Here is a 13,061-nt window from a genome sequence, read left to right on the forward strand (position 1 = left end):
GATGACCGCCCAGACCGCCCCGCCCGCGCTGCCCGCCCGCCAGATCCGCCTGCTGATGTTCGGTCTGATGACCGGCATGCTGCTGGCGGCGCTCGACCAGACCATCGTCGGCACCGCCCTGCCGACGATCGTGGGGGAGCTGGGCGGCATCAACCACTACTCGTGGGTGGTCACCGCATACCTGCTGGCCTCGACCGCCTCGACGCCGCTGTACGGCAAGATGGCCGACCTGTACGGACGCCGGCCGGTCTTCCTGTTCTCGATCGGCATGTTCCTGCTCGGCTCGTTGCTGGCCGGGCTGTCGCAGAACATGACCCAGCTGATCGTCACGCGCGGTGTGCAGGGTATCGGCGCGGGTGGCCTGATGACGCTGGCGTTCACCATCATCTCGGACGTGGTCTCGCCCCGGGAGCGTGGCCGCTACCAGGGGTTGTTCGGCGCGGTGTTCGGCGTGTCCTCGGTGGCCGGGCCGCTCGTCGGCGGTTACTTCGCGGAGACCAACTGGCGGTGGATCTTCTACATCAACGTGCCGCTGGCGATCCTCGCCATCGTGGTCTGCTGGCACGTGATGCGGCTGGTGCCGTTCGAGCGCCGGGAGCACACAGTCGACTGGATCGGCGCGGCGCTGCTGGTAGCCGGGGTGAGCTGCCTGCTGCTGGCGCTGAGCTGGGGTGGCGCCGAGTACGCCTGGGGTTCCGGCGTGATCGTCGGCCTGTTCGTCGCGGGAGCGGTGCTGGGCGTGCTGTTCGTCGTCCAGGAGGCGCGGACCCGGGAACCGATCCTGCCGCTGCGGTTGTTCCGCAGCGCCACGTTCGCGCTCGCCAACGCGGCGGGCTTCGTCCTCGGTCTGGTGATGTTCGGGTCGATCATCTTCATCCCGCTCTACCTCCAGATCGTCAAGGGCGCCTCACCGACGCGCAGCGGTCTGCTGATGCTGCCGATGATGGCCGGCGTCATCATCACCTCGATCATCACCGGCCGGGCGATGAGCCGGATCGGCAGGTACAAGTGGTTCCCGGTGGCGGGCGCGGCCGTGCTGGTGGTCGGCATGCTGCTGTTCCAGCAGCTCCAGGTGGCCACCACGCTGTGGGCCGCGTTCGGCTACATGGTGGTGATCGGTGTCGGGCTGGGCCTGTGCATGCAGTCGCTGATCCTCGCGGTGCAGAACGCGGTCAGCGTGCGCGACCTGGGCGCGGGCACCTCCTCGGCCACGTTCTTCCGGTCGCTCGGCGGCTCGTTCGGCGTGGCCATCCTCGGCGCGGTGCTGTCGTCCCGGCTCACCACCGAACTGGCCGGCCGGCTGCCCGGCGCGCTCGCGCAGCTCCCGCCGGAGCAGCGGGCCGCGGTGTCGGCCGGCGGGAACTTCTCGATCAACGACCCGGCGGCCGTCCTGGCCCTGCCCGCCCCGGTACGCGCCGCCGTACAGGCCGCGTTCGTCGAGTCGCTGCACCTGGTCTTCCTGACCACCGGGCTGATCGCGATCGTCGCGGTGCTGGTCACGCTGGCGATGCCGAACCACCAGCTGCGCGGTACCGGTCCGCAGGGCGCCACCGGCGGCGCCGACCCGATCGGCGGCAAGGCCCCCGCGCCGGGCGGCAAGCCGCTCACCAAGGAGTCGAAGGAGGAGGCCGCCGCCGACATGGAGGCGAAGTCGCAGACGATGCTGTGACCGGCGGCTACTTGAGGATCAGCCGGTTGGTCTGCTCGAACACGTCCAGGTCGGCGAGCGTCTCGTGGACGCTCGTCGAGAGCGGGTGCGGGAAGTCCGCCGGACGGAAGAATCCGGCGTCGGTGGTCTCGTCGGTGAACCGGTCCAGCTCGCCGTCCCACTCGTCGACCCGGAACGCGGCGGTGAAGACCTGGTACGTGTGCCCGTACATGTTGGTGTGGGTGCGGTCCGGGCCGGTGTAGAGCGCGAACGCGCTGACCCGCAGCGCCCGTAGGCCGGTCTCCTCGCGCACCTCCCGGACCGCGCAGTCGGCGATCGACTCGCCGAGTTCCATGGCGCCGGCCGGCAGTGCCCACTGGCCGTTGTCGGAGCGCTGGATCAGCAGCACCCGCGCGGCGTTGTCGCGCACCACGGCGCGGGCGCCGACGAACATCAGGGTGCGGTCACCGGCCAGGGCGCGGAGTTGCCCCACGTACGAGTCGGCCCACGAGATGCTCACCCGGACAATCTACGCATCATCCGCGATCACCTCTGTGGTTCCGGGGGGTTCCGTAGATGTGACCGCCGCCACTACTTTGTTACCCATGCGTAGCACGATGATGGACGCCCCCCTTCAGGTCGCCCGGATCCTCGAACACGGCGCCACCGTGCACGGCACGGCCGAGGTGGTCACCTGGACCGGCGCCGAACCCCGCCGGATGACGTACGCGGAGGTCGGCCGCTCCGCCGCCCGGCTGGCCCACGCGCTGCGCGCGGAGTGCGGCGTGACCGGCGACGAGCGGGTCGCGACGTTCATGTGGAACAACAACGAGCACCTGGTGGCCTACTTCGCCGTGCCGAGCATGGGGGCGGTGCTGCACACGCTCAACATCCGGCTCTTCCCCGACCAGGTCGCCTACATCGCCAACCACGCCGAGGACCGCGTGGTGCTCGTCGACACCACGCTCATCCCGCTGCTCGCCCGGGTGATCGGCGAGATGACCACTGTGGAGCATGTGGTGGTGGTCGGCGGCGGCGACCCGGCCCCGCTGCTGGCCGCGGCCGGTGACCGGATCACCGTGCACCACTGGGACGCGCTGCTGGCCGACCGCCCGGAGCACTACGACTGGCCGGAGGTGGACGAACGCGACGCGGCCGCGCTCTGCTACACCTCGGGCACCACCGGTCACCCCAAGGGTGTCGCCTACTCGCACCGCTCGATCTACCTGCACTCGCTCCAGGTCTGCATGCCGGAGGGCTTCGGCCTCGGCCCGAACGACCGTGAGCTGGCCATCGTCCCGATGTTCCACGCGATGTCCTGGGGCCTGCCGTACGCGACCTTCCTCTCCGGCGCCTCGCTGATCATGCCGGACCGGTTCCTCCAGGCCGAGCCGATCGCCGCGATGATCGCCGCCGAGCGCCCCACGCTCGCGGGCGCGGTGCCGACCATCTGGACCGACCTGCTGGCCTACCTGGACGCGCACGAGGTGGACCTCTCCTCGCTGAAGGAGGTCATCGTCGGCGGGTCGGCCTGCCCGCCGGCGCTGATGCACGCGTTCCACGACCGCTACGGCATCGACGTCATCCACGCCTGGGGCATGACCGAGATGTCGCCGCTGGGCTCGGTGTCCCGGGCGCCGGCCGGCGCGACCGGCGACGACGCCTGGCGCTACCGCTACACCCAGGGCCGCGTTCCGGCGGGCGTGACCGCGCGGATCGTCGGCCCGGCGGGTGAGCCGCTGCCCGCCGACGGGGCGTCGGTGGGCGAGCTGGAGGTGCGCGGGCCGTGGGTGACGGCCCGGTACATCGGCGACGACGTGCCGGAGGAGGAGAAGTTCCGGGACGGCTGGCTGCGCACCGGTGACGTCGGCACGCTCTCGCCGGACGGCTACATCACGCTCACCGACCGCGCCAAGGACGTGATCAAGTCGGGCGGGGAGTGGATCTCCTCGGTCGAGCTGGAGAATGCCCTGATGGCGCACCCGTCGGTGCTGGAGGCATGCGTGGTGGGCGTGCCGGACGAGCGCTGGGACGAGCGTCCGCTGGCCACCGTGGTGGTCCGCGAGGGCGCCTCGGTGACCGCCGAGGAGCTGCGGGACTTCCTGGCCGGCTCGGTGGCCCGCTGGCAGTTGCCGGAACGCTGGGCGTTCATCGACGCCGTGCCGAAGACGAGCGTCGGCAAGTTCGACAAGAAGGTGGTGCGCTCGCGGTACGCCGACGGCGGGCTCGACGTGCGGGAACTGACCGCGACGTAACGTTTCGGGGCGTACCGTCGCCTACACGGGCAGGAACACGTTTCCAACGGGCATTCCTCCCAGAGGGCGGCCCCGGCGTTCGCACCGCGCCGGGGCCGCCCGTCCGTTACGGGCTGACCCGCACCGTCATTGTTGCGAAACTTGTTCGCGTCTGTCCGGCTGTCGGGGAAATCCGGTCGCCTACTCGTCCGCGGTGGTGACCAGCACCTTGCCCACCACGCTGTCCTGCACCGCCTGCTGCGCGGCGGCGGCCTCCGCCAGCGGATACCGGTGCAGCGGCAGCCCGGCGTCCTCACCGACCCGGATCGCGCCCTGCGCCACCGCCGCCGCGATGTCCGTGACCGCCTGCGCCTTGGCGACCTTCGGCGCGGTGTAGATCAGCACGAACTGCCAGCGCGCGTTCGGACCCATCAGCGGCCGGATCGGCAACGTGACCTCGTCGCCGCCGTCGTCGGCGTACACGCAGACCGCCGCGCCGGTGCGCAGCATCCGCACGTCCGCGGCGGCGTTGCGGGCGGCGGAGACCTCGACGATCGTGTGCACCCCGTCGGGCGCGACCTTGCGGACCTCCTCGACCACGTCCTGCTCGCGATAATTGATCACGAAGTCGGCTCCGGCCGCCGCCGCGAGCTGCGCCTTCTCCGGGCTGCTCACAGTGGTGATGACGCACGCGTCGGCCCAGCTCGCGAGCTGGATCGCCGCGTTGCCCACCGCGCCCGCGCCGCCCTGCACCAGCACCACGTGGTCGCTCAGCGCGCCCGCGTGCAGCTTGTCCGGCATGTACTCACCGGCGGTCAGGCAGCGGTGCGCGGTCATGAACGGGATGCCGAGCGCCGCCCCCAGGTCGAACGACGCCGGACCGAGCGGCACCGCGTGCCGGACCGGAACCAGCGTGTACTCCGCTGCGGTGCCCCACGGCCGCTGCCACGCCGCCTCCCACACCCAGACCCGCTCGCCGATCAGCGTCCGGTCCACGCCCTCGCCGACCGCCTCGACCACCCCGGCGCCGTCCTGGTGCGGGATCTGCCAGCCGGCCGGGAGCGGCCACGCCTGCCGGGCCTTCCAGTCGGTCGGGTTCACCCCCGACACGGCCAGCCGCACCAGCACCTCGCCGGGGCCAGGCTCCGGCACGGGCCGCTCGACAACCTGGAGCACCGAGGCGTCCCCGGTGCGCTCGTACACGATCGCCTTCATCCGCCCTCCCCTTCCCACCTGCGCTACCCCGCCGCCCGCCGATCATTCAAGGAAGGGCCCCCTATTAACGCCTCAGGTAGAGGAAGGGCCCCTTGTCAACACCCCTCGACCACCTCGGGGGTGAGCGCGTCGATCGAGGGGAGCAGCACGGCCGCGAGCGCCTCGGCGTCCGGATCGAGCGGGTACGACCCGTGCGGCACCGCCACCACCCGGCACCCGGCGGCAGCCGCCGAACGGACCCCGTTCGACGAGTCCTCCACCGCCACGCAGCGGGCCGGGTCCACACCCAGCCGCCCGGCCACGGCCAGCCAGACGTCCGGCGCCGGCTTGCCCCGGGCGGTCTCCTCCGTCGACAGCGTCGCCCCGAACGACCCCGCCAGGCCCGTCGCGTCCAGCGCCGCGGCGATCAACCGGGTCGGGGAGGAACTGGCCAACCCCAGCGGCCACCGCGCGGCCACCCGGCGCACGACCTCCTCCGCCCCGTCGATCACGGGTACGCGCTGCGCGTACCGCCGGGCCATCTCGGTCACCACCTCGGTGGCGACCTGCTCGGCCGACCTGTCGACGCCCAGCTCACCGCTGAGATAGGCGGCCCACTCGCCGGTGCTCATGCCCATCAGCCGGCGCTGCGTGTCCGGTTGCCAGGTGCCGCCGTGCTGCGCCACGTACGCGCGCCGGACCTCCTCCCAAACCGGCTCGGAGTCCACGATCACGCCGTCCAGGTCGAAAAGCACCGCGTCCACCATGCCGCCATCCTGCCCCAGCCGGCGGCCCGGCTCACCGTGGCAGCGCGGCTCCGGCCGACCGCTGCGCCGGCAGACCGATCGGCGCCTTGGCCGGAATGATCGTGCGGCAGCGCGTCGCGATCGGTTCCAGCAGTTCCCGCAGCCGGGCGGTGCGCTCCGCGCCCAGCGCCCGCCACGGGCCCGAAGCGGCCCGGTCGGTGGCCTCCTCGACCGTGCGGAACGTCTCGGTGGCGTACGGCGTGGGGCTCCGGTCGTCGGTCAGCCAGCCCTTCTCCACCAGCCGCTCCTCGGCCGTGGTCCACTGCTCGTCGGTCCAGCCCCGGGCCGGCTGGTGGAACTCGCGGGACTGGTCCACCCGGCACCGCCAGGCCACCACCTCGACCGGTTCCAACCCGGTCGTCACCAGCGCCGCCACATGCCCGTCGCCGCGGTGCTCGCGCAGCGTGGTGGCGGCCTGCCAGAGCCGGGCCAGCGGGTACTCGCCTTGAGGCAGCGCGGCGTTGACCGCGCCGAGCACCCGGCCGGCGACGTCCACCCGCCCGGCCGCCTCCTCCAGCAGGTCGGCGGCCTCGACCAGATGCGACTCGGGCAGCTCGTAGGTGAACTCGGCGAGCGCCTGCACACCCCCGGTGAGCCGGGCCCGCAGCGCCTCCTCCGGGGTGGCCAGGCGCCACACCGACGGCAGCGCGCGGGCCACCATGGCCGGCGCGAAGCTGAAGAACGCCGCAGTCACGGCGGGCGCGTCGACCGCGCCCAGCGGCGCGGCCCGCCCGGCGAAGTAGCCGCGCCAGTAGCCGCGCAACCCGACCGCCTCGAACGCGGCGCGGGCCCGCGGGTGGAAGTAGGTCACCGCGTGGACCGGCTCGTACAGCGTCCACATCTGCCGGGTCGCCCCGGCCCCGTCCAGCGCCGCCACGTGCACCTCCGCGTCGGTGAGCAGATCACCGCGGGCGGACGTACCGCCCGCGGTGACCATGAACCTACTGCCGCAGGGTGACCGGACGGAAGCCCGCAGTGAGCTACTGCGCAGCCAGCACGTCGACGACGAAGCGCAGCGGCCCGGCCGGACGGCCGCCCGCGGCGTCGTTGCCGTACGCCAGATCGGCCGGCAGGTCCAGCTGCACCCGGCTGCCCACCGGCACGCCGACCAGGCCCTGGTCCCAGCCCTTGATGACCTGGCCCACGCCGATCGGGAAGGTGGCCGGCTGGCCGTTGTCCCACGACGCGTCGAACTGCTTGCCGTCCTTGTAGAACACACCCACGTAGTTCGTGGTGATGTTCTGCCCGGCCTTCACCGCCGGCCCGGTGCCCTTCACCAGCGTGGTGACGGTGAGCTTGGTCAGCTCGCCGGTGCCGGCCTGCACGGTCGGCTTGGTCTTCAGCGCCGGGTCGATGCCGGCGGGCAGCTCCTGAGCGGGCATCGCGCTGGACTCGCCCGGGGCGGTGGGGCTGGCCGAGGAGCCGGCGGTGGCAGCCTTGTCGTCGTCCCCGCTGTTCAGCCAGACCAGGCCGCCGACCAGGGCCACCACGGCGAGCACGCCGACCGCCGCGCCGAGCATCGACTGCCGGCGGCGACGCGCCTCGGCTGCCTTCTTCTCGGCCAGTTGGGCGGCCAGCCGCCGCTGTGCCTTGGTGGCCGGGGCCTGGCCCGCCGACCGGTTCTCCACACGCTCGCTCACGTCGACTCCCTGCAGGGTGGGTGGGTGCGCCCCCGGCGGGCCGCCGCCGAGGCCAGCGCACACGGTACCCGCCCGGACCCCCAGCGTGCCCATACGCCCGCACCGATCAGGACACAGAGCCCGATACGGGGGCACCGCACAGGCCAAGGGGCGGCAGAAGTACCTGAACATGTCGCGCAACCCGGTGGTCGCGGTCTCGGTGGCGGACAAGGCCGACGACTTCCGCACGCTCTGGATCAAGGGCACCGTCGAGTTCGTCACCGAGGGCGCCGACGAGCACATCGACCGGATGGCGAAGAAGTACCTCGGCCAGGACACGTACCCGTGGCGGCGCCCCGGCGAGGAGCGCGTCATCGTCCGGGTCACCCCGACCGAGAAGCTCGGCCGAGGCTGAGCGGTCCGGCCCCGCCTCCACCGAGGGCGGGGCCCCGGCCGTACGCGTCAGGCGGTCTTCTTCTTCTTCGCCGCCGTCTTCTTGGCGGCGGTCTTCTTGGCCGGCTCGGCCTTCTTCGCGGCCGTCTTCTTCGCGGGCGTCTTCTTGGCCGCCGTCTTCTTGGCCGGCTCGGCCTTCTTCGCCGGCGCCTTCTTCGCGGCCTTCTTCGCCGACCGGGCCGACGAGATCGGCGTGGGCTCGGCCCCGCCGCCGGACGGCGCCTCGCCCCGGGCCGCCCGGGCCCGCTCCACGGACGCCTTCAGCGCGGCCATCAGGTCCACCGCGGCGGCCGGCGCGGCCTCTTCCTCCTCCGGCTGCACCACCTCGCGGCCCTCGACCTTCGCGTCGATGACCTCCTGCAACGCCGCCCGGTAGTCGTCGGTGAAGGCGTCCGGCTCGAACTCCCCGGCCATCGAGTCGATCAGCGAACTGGCCATCGCCAGCTCGGGCGGGCGTACCTTCAGGTCCTCGTCCAGGAACCCGAAGTCGGGCCGGCGGATCTCGTCCGGCCACAGCATGGTGTTGAGCAGCAGCACACCCTCGCGTACCCGCAGCGTCGCCAACTGCTCCCGCTGGCGCAGCGCCACCTTGACGATCGCCACCCGCTCCGAGTCGGACAGCGCGTCGCGCAGCAGCACGTACGGCTTGGTGGCCGAGCCCTCCGGCTCCAGGAAGTACGCCTTGTTGTAGAGGATCGGGTCGACCTGCTCGGCCGGTACGAACTCCAGCACGTCGATCGCGTGCGAGGTGCTCAACGGCAGGTCGGCGAAGTCCTCGTCGGTGAGGATGACCATCTCCCCGCCGCCGATGTCGTACCCCTTGGCGATGTCGTCGTAGGTGACCTCCTCGCCGCAGACCGAGCAGGTGCGCTTGTAGCGGATCCGGCCGCCGTCCTCACGGTGCACCTGGTGGAAACGGATGTCCTTCTCCTCGGTGGCCGAGTAGACCTTCACCCCGATCGACACCAGGCCGAACGACACCGCTCCTTTCCAGATCGCCCGCATCCTGCGCTCCTCTCCCCGGTTGACAACCAGAATCGCAAATGATCGAACGGGACGCACGCGCTTCCGCACCCAACTACAGTCGGAACGTGCCCGGCGCGCCGTTGAAGCCGATGCTCGCGACGACCGGGCAGCTCCCGGCCGGCGCCGCCTGGGCGTACGAGTTCAAGTGGGACGGGGTGCGTGCGCTCGCCGACATCTCGCGCGGCGACCGGCACTTCTACGCCCGCTCCGGCGTCGAGATCACCACCGCGTACCCGGAACTGCTCAACCTGGCCGAGCAGGTCGGCGACGCGCTGCTCGACGGCGAGGTGGTGCTCTTCACCGACGGGCAGCCCTCGTTCACCGCGCTCGCCGAGCGGATGCACGTCCGCAACCCGGCCAAGGCGGCGCGGCTGGCGGCGACCGTACCCGTCACGTACATGATCTTCGACCTGTTGCGGCTCGACGGCGAGGACCTGACCGCCCGGCCGTGGCGGGAGCGGCGGGCGGCGCTGGAGGCGCTCGGGCTCGGCGCCGCCCGATGGGCGGTGCCGCCGGTCTTCGGCGACGGGCCGGCCACCTACGCGGCGGCGGGCGAGCACGGGCTGGAAGGGGTGATGGCCAAGCGGGTCGACTCGCTCTACCGGCCCGGCGTGCGCTCCCCGGACTGGGTGAAGGTCAAGCTGGAGGTCACCGGCGACTTCGTGGTCGGAGGCTGGCGGCCCGGCGCGCGCCGCGTCGGCGGCCTGCTGGTCGGCGTGCCCGGCCCGGACGGGCGGCTGATCTACCGGGGGCGGGTCGGCGGCGGGATCGGCGCGGCGATCGAACGGGAACTGCTGCGGGAGTTGGAGCCGCTGCGGGCCACCGCGTCGCCGTTCGCCGCCGGGGTGCCGCGCGAGGATGCCCGCGGCGCGATCTGGGTAAGTCCCCGGGTCGTGGTGGAGGTCAAGTACGGCCAGCGCACGCCGGACGGCCGGCTGCGCTTCCCGCGCATCCTGCGCCTGCGCCCGGACAAGCCGCCCGAGGAGGTCGACGATGCCGGCTGACCGGCTCAAGGTCGAGGTCGAGGGGCGTTCGCTGGAGCTGTCCAACCTGGACAAGGTGCTGTTCCCGCAGGCCGGCTTCACCAAGGGCGAGGTCATCGACTACTACACCCGGATCGCCCCGGTGCTGCTGCCGCACCTGCGCGACCGCGCGCTGACCCGGATCCGGTTCCCCAACGGCGTCGACGGCGGCTCGTTCTTCGAGAAGAACGCGCCCGCCGCGACCCCCGGCTGGGTACGCACCGAGAACCTGCCCGCCCCCGGGTCGAGCAAAGGGCGGGAGACCATCGACTACGTGGTCTGCGACGAGCTGCCCACGCTCGTGTGGCTGGCCAACCTGGCCGCGCTGGAGCTGCACACTCCGCAGTGGAAGGTCGGCGCGCACCCGGACATGATGGTGGTCGACCTGGACCCGGGCGCCCCGGCCGCGCTCAAGCAGTGCTGCCAGGTGGCCCTGCTGATGCGCGACCGGCTGGCTTCCGACGGCATCGAGGCGTTCCCGAAGACGTCGGGGAAGAAGGGCATGCAGCTCTGCTGCCCGATCGCCGGCACGCAGGACGCCGAACTCGTCTCCGACTACGCCAAGCGGATCGCGCAGGAACTGGAGAAGGCACACCCGAAGCTGATCGTGTCGAAGATGGCGAAGAACCTGCGTCCCGGCAAGGTCTTCATCGACTGGAGTCAGAACAACGCGGCGAAGACGACAGTGGCGCCGTACTCGCTGCGGGCCCAGTCGGTGCCGGCCGTGTCGACGCCGCTGACCTGGGGCGAGGTGGAGGCCGGCGCGGCCGGGAAGCGGCCGTCGGCGCGGCCCTACACGGCCGGGGAGGTGCTCAAGCGGGTGGAGAAGCAGGGCGACCTGCTGGCGCCGCTGCTCGACGGCGGTCCCGAGCTGCCGACCGGCTGACCCGCCACCACGCGCCGCCGACCAGCAGCAGCACGATCACGCTGATCGCCACGTCACCCACCAGCGCCGCCGCCGGGCTCGCCGGGGCATAGGTCGGCACTGTGTACGCGAGCGCGGCCGCGACGACCAGGCCGGCCGCGCCGGTGGCGAGCACGTGCGGCTGCTCCCAGCCGGGTCGCCGGGACCAGCGCGTCAGCAGGACGGCGGCGACAGTGGCGAGCGCGAGGGCGAGCGTGACTCCCGGCCAGCCCGGGGCGACAGTGGACCCCCGGTACGCCACCACCACGACCAGCGCGGGCCAGACCGGCCGGGGCGGGCCGGCTTCGGCGTGCGGTCGGCCGGCGTGCGGTGGCCCGGCGCGCGTCGGCCCGGGCGTTGGCGCGACGGGTGATGGCCCGGCGTGCCGGCGGCGGAGCAGGGCGGCGGTGATCAGGGCCAGCGCCACGCCGGTGGCGAACGCCAACTGGGTCGGCGAGGCCAGGAAGTTCTTGCGGCCACCGTCGTCGGCGAACACCAGCAGGCTGCCGCCGAGCCAGAGCAGCGTCGCCACGGTCAGCCCTGGTCGGCCCAGCCAGGGCCGCGTCCGGCGGCCCGCACCGAGGTACGACTCGACGAGCGCGATCGGCGCGCAGATGGTCAGCACCACGTGGTTGCCGACGTAGTCGACCGCCTGCCGCGCGCTGAACCCGAGGCCGGGCACCAGGCTGGCCTCGGCTGCGGCCCGGGTGTCGGCGAACTCGGTGTCGTCCAGGAACCCGGGGTTGAACAGCGACTGGTCGACCAGGCCGGCCTGGACCACGCCGAACGCGGCGGCGAGCAGCGCGATCCCCGGCCAGCCGAGCCCGAGCCGCCGGGCCGTCTCGCGGATCAGCAGCGCGGCCCCGCCGTACATCGGGGCGAGCACCAGCACGACGAACGGCATGCCGGTGAGGGTGAAGCCGCCCCAGGAGCACTCGGCGGTCCACGGGGCGAGCAGCAGCAACGCGATCGCCGGCACCAGCCGCCGAGGCGGGGGTTCGATAGTCATGACCGCACCGTCCCGCAGCCATCCGGCCCTTCGATACGGCCGCCGGGCGACCGGGCCCGCGACCAAAGTCGACGGCCGCGGACCGGTGGGCCGGCTAGATCGCGAACAGCAGGGCGGCGCTGACGAGGACGACCACGGCGGTGGCGAAGTGGATGCCGAAGGCGGTCGCCCGGGAGCCGCCGTGCCGCAGCACGATGACTGTGTCGCCCAGCGGCGCGAGCGCGACGACAAGCATGAACCAGGCGACAGCGTCGGCGCTGGTGAAGGCGATCAGGGCGAGGCCGACCAGGCCGTAGGTGAGGTCACGTAGCCCTTTGACGGTGAGGTACGCGGGATCTCCGGTGCCCTCCGTAGCCGGGACGCCGTAGCCGGCGGCGGCGGCTCGGGGAGCCAGCAGAAAGCGTGCGCCGATCAGGACGATGAACAGGCTGAGGACGATGGCGAGCCCGTAGGCGATGGGGGTGAGCAATTCGGCTCCCGATTTCTAGCACTGCTAGGGATGGGAGCGAAGCTAGCAGAGCATCGATAGATTGGCTAGCGGTGCTAGAGTCCCTGGCATGTCGATTCGGGCCCGCCGGGAGCGGGAGCGGGCGGAACGCGAACGGGCGATCATCACCGCCGCCCGCGACCTGGCCGAGTCGGAGGGCTGGGACGCTGTCACCACCCGCCGCCTGGCCGCCGAGATCGAGTACAGCCAGCCCGTCCTCTACAGCCACTTCAAGGGCAAGGACGCCATCATGGCGGCAGTCGCCGTGGAGGGCTGCGCCGAACTGGCCGCCGAACTCGCCGCCGCCCGGGCCGCCGCGACCGACCCGCGGGCCGCGGTGGCCGGCATCGCCACGGCGTACGCCGCATTCGCCGAACGCCGGCCCGCGCTCTACGACGCGATCTTCACACTTCCCGTCGCCCTCTCCTTCGCCAGCCAGGACACGCCGGTCGAACTGGTCCGGGCCTTCGCCGAACTGGCCGAGACGCTGCGCCCGTTCGCCGGTGACGACGACCTGGAGACGTTCACCGAGACGTTCTGGAGCGGACTGCACGGCCAGGTCACGCTGATGCGCGACGGCCGTCTTCGGCGGGCGGAACACGAGCGGCGGCTGGCCCTCCTGGTCGACCGGTTCACCCGGCTAGGGTGAGCTGACCGCC

At 72.4% G+C, this 13,061-nt stretch carries 14 protein-coding genes; 6 read left to right on the forward strand and 8 right to left on the reverse strand.

Annotation, left to right across the window (positions count from 1 at the left end; genetic code table 11):
- Position 1: 1 nt before the first annotated feature.
- Positions 2 to 1,669, forward strand: coding sequence for an MDR family MFS transporter (locus FHU28_RS05170; protein ID WP_184681386.1), 1,668 nt, complete (start codon positions 2 to 4; stop codon positions 1,667 to 1,669).
- A gap of 7 nt (positions 1,670 to 1,676) precedes the next feature.
- Here FHU28_RS05170 and FHU28_RS05175 read toward each other — a convergent pair whose 3' ends face one another.
- The gene (locus FHU28_RS05175; RefSeq protein ID WP_184681388.1) at positions 1,677 to 2,168 is read right to left on the reverse strand and encodes an NUDIX domain-containing protein; all 492 of its coding nucleotides are present in this window, start codon (positions 2,166 to 2,168) and stop codon (positions 1,677 to 1,679) included.
- Between the two features lie 100 nt (positions 2,169 to 2,268).
- Between FHU28_RS05175 and FHU28_RS05180 the strand changes: the two genes are divergently transcribed.
- Entirely contained in the window at positions 2,269 to 3,903 is a 1,635-nt protein-coding gene (locus FHU28_RS05180; RefSeq protein WP_184689249.1) for a fatty acid--CoA ligase, read from the forward strand.
- A gap of 180 nt (positions 3,904 to 4,083) precedes the next feature.
- Here FHU28_RS05180 and FHU28_RS05185 read toward each other — a convergent pair whose 3' ends face one another.
- From FHU28_RS05185 to FHU28_RS05200, 4 genes are all read right to left on the reverse strand, one after another.
- Entirely contained in the window at positions 4,084 to 5,097 is a 1,014-nt protein-coding gene (locus FHU28_RS05185; protein ID WP_184681390.1) for an NADPH:quinone reductase, read from the reverse strand.
- A 95-nt stretch (positions 5,098 to 5,192) separates the two neighbouring features.
- Entirely contained in the window at positions 5,193 to 5,843 is a 651-nt protein-coding gene (locus tag FHU28_RS05190; protein ID WP_184681392.1) for an HAD family hydrolase, read from the reverse strand.
- A gap of 31 nt (positions 5,844 to 5,874) precedes the next feature.
- Positions 5,875 to 6,723 (reverse strand): SCO6745 family protein, encoded by an 849-nt coding sequence (locus tag FHU28_RS05195; protein WP_184689252.1) that lies wholly within the window; start codon positions 6,721 to 6,723, stop codon positions 5,875 to 5,877.
- Positions 6,724 to 6,862: 139 nt separating this feature from the next.
- Entirely contained in the window at positions 6,863 to 7,615 is a 753-nt protein-coding gene (locus FHU28_RS05200) for an FKBP-type peptidyl-prolyl cis-trans isomerase (RefSeq protein WP_311773520.1), read from the reverse strand.
- 76 nt (positions 7,616 to 7,691) lie between these two features.
- On the opposite strand from FHU28_RS05200, the gene FHU28_RS33015 reads away from it, so the two are divergent.
- Positions 7,692 to 7,916 (forward strand): pyridoxamine 5'-phosphate oxidase family protein, encoded by a 225-nt coding sequence (locus tag FHU28_RS33015; protein ID WP_311773521.1) that lies wholly within the window; start codon positions 7,692 to 7,694, stop codon positions 7,914 to 7,916.
- A gap of 47 nt (positions 7,917 to 7,963) precedes the next feature.
- On the opposite strand, the gene ku is transcribed toward FHU28_RS33015, so the two are convergent.
- Positions 7,964 to 8,959 carry a non-homologous end joining protein Ku gene (gene ku / locus FHU28_RS05210; protein WP_184681396.1) on the reverse strand — a complete coding sequence of 332 codons (996 nt, stop codon included), beginning with the start codon at positions 8,957 to 8,959 and terminating at the stop codon, positions 7,964 to 7,966.
- 86 nt (positions 8,960 to 9,045) lie between these two features.
- On the opposite strand from ku, the gene ligD (FHU28_RS05215) reads away from it, so the two are divergent.
- Entirely contained in the window at positions 9,046 to 9,984 is a 939-nt protein-coding gene (gene ligD / locus FHU28_RS05215; protein WP_184681397.1) for a non-homologous end-joining DNA ligase, read from the forward strand.
- Positions 9,974 to 10,888, forward strand: coding sequence for a non-homologous end-joining DNA ligase (gene ligD, locus FHU28_RS05220; protein ID WP_184681399.1), 915 nt, complete (start codon positions 9,974 to 9,976; stop codon positions 10,886 to 10,888). Before ligD (FHU28_RS05215) ends, ligD (FHU28_RS05220) begins: the two co-directional genes overlap by 11 nt.
- On the opposite strand, the gene FHU28_RS05225 is transcribed toward ligD (FHU28_RS05220), so the two are convergent.
- A complete protein-coding gene (locus FHU28_RS05225; RefSeq protein WP_184681401.1) occupies positions 10,815 to 11,915 on the reverse strand; it encodes a hypothetical protein in 1,101 nt (366 codons plus the stop codon). The genes ligD (FHU28_RS05220) and FHU28_RS05225 overlap by 74 nt on opposite strands.
- Before the next feature lie 94 nt (positions 11,916 to 12,009).
- Complete coding sequence (locus tag FHU28_RS05230; RefSeq protein ID WP_184681404.1) at positions 12,010 to 12,384, reverse strand: DUF4267 domain-containing protein; 375 nt, start codon at positions 12,382 to 12,384, stop codon at positions 12,010 to 12,012.
- Positions 12,385 to 12,472: 88 nt separating this feature from the next.
- Between FHU28_RS05230 and FHU28_RS05235 the strand changes: the two genes are divergently transcribed.
- Positions 12,473 to 13,051: a TetR/AcrR family transcriptional regulator gene (locus FHU28_RS05235; protein WP_184681407.1), complete on the forward strand. Its 579-nt coding sequence runs from the start codon at positions 12,473 to 12,475 to the stop codon at positions 13,049 to 13,051.
- The last annotated feature ends 10 nt before the right edge of the window (positions 13,052 to 13,061 follow it).

The sequence above is a fragment of the Micromonospora echinospora genome (assembly GCF_014203425.1).
Lineage (GTDB): Bacteria > Actinomycetota > Actinomycetes > Mycobacteriales > Micromonosporaceae > Micromonospora > Micromonospora echinospora_A.